Source organism: Mesorhizobium sp. M5C.F.Ca.IN.020.29.1.1 (assembly GCF_003997375.1).
Taxonomy (GTDB): Bacteria; Pseudomonadota; Alphaproteobacteria; order Rhizobiales; family Rhizobiaceae; genus Mesorhizobium; species Mesorhizobium wenxiniae.
The window spans coordinates 1-772 of the sequence record NZ_RZSW01001100.1 but is presented as its reverse complement, the minus strand read 5'-3'; the positions used below and the strand labels follow the sequence as shown (position 1 = coordinate 772).

The following is a 772-nucleotide window of genomic DNA, read 5'->3' as shown; positions in this document are numbered from 1 at the left end:
GCGGCGCGCTGGGCGGCAGGAGGTGATCGGGCGTCGAGGTGGCAAGCAACAGCAGACCGATATCGCCGCGATCGATACCAGCGTTCGCCAGCGCCATGTCGCCGGCTTGCGCGGCAAGGCCCGACAGCGTGTCTTCGTCCGTTGCCCCGAAGCGCGATCGTATGCCGGTACGCCTCTCGATCCAGCCAGATTCGAGTCCGAGATTGCTCTCGATCTCGACATTCGCCACTTTGCGTCCCGACGCATGATGGCCAAACCCGATAATGCGCGACGATCTGCTCATGATTTCGACCCGAAAATTTCTCCGGCCTCCTCGATGGCATCGTAGAGCCGATCCAGTTCGTCATTGGTGATGCAATAGGACGGCAGAAGATAGAGGACATTGCCGAGCGGCCGGACCAGCAGGTCGCGGTCGAGGAAGAAGGAGCGGAGTTTCGGACCAATCTCGGCGAGATAACCTGCCGAATCTGTTCGGAGGTCGAGCGCCGCGATCGTTCCCGTCACGCGGCAGTTGGTGAAGCAGCTTTTATCGCGGAAGCGTCGCAAGCTGGCGGTTTGCATTTCGCTCAATGCCGCTACCCGTGCCGAAACAGCTTCATCACGCCAGATCTCGACATTGGCCAGAGCGGCGGCACAGGCGATCGGGTTGGCGGTGTAGGAACTCGAATGAAAGAACGTCTTCGTCCGGTCCTGCGAATAATGAGACCGGAAGATGGCTTCGGTCGCAAGTGTCGCGGCAAGCGGGATCGCGCCGCCTGTCAGCCCCTTGGAG

At 60.9% G+C, this 772-nt stretch carries 1 protein-coding gene and 1 pseudogene; both read right to left on the bottom strand.

The annotated features are described in order from the left end of the window. Positions 1 to 283, bottom strand: a pseudogene (locus EOA85_RS36475) (3-oxoacyl-ACP synthase); the annotation flags it as partial. Then, positions 280 to 772, bottom strand: a 493-nt coding sequence (locus EOA85_RS36470) for an aminotransferase class III-fold pyridoxal phosphate-dependent enzyme (RefSeq protein WP_127212814.1), incomplete at its 5' end; no start/stop codon positions are given. The pseudogene EOA85_RS36475 and the gene EOA85_RS36470, both read right to left, overlap by 4 nt.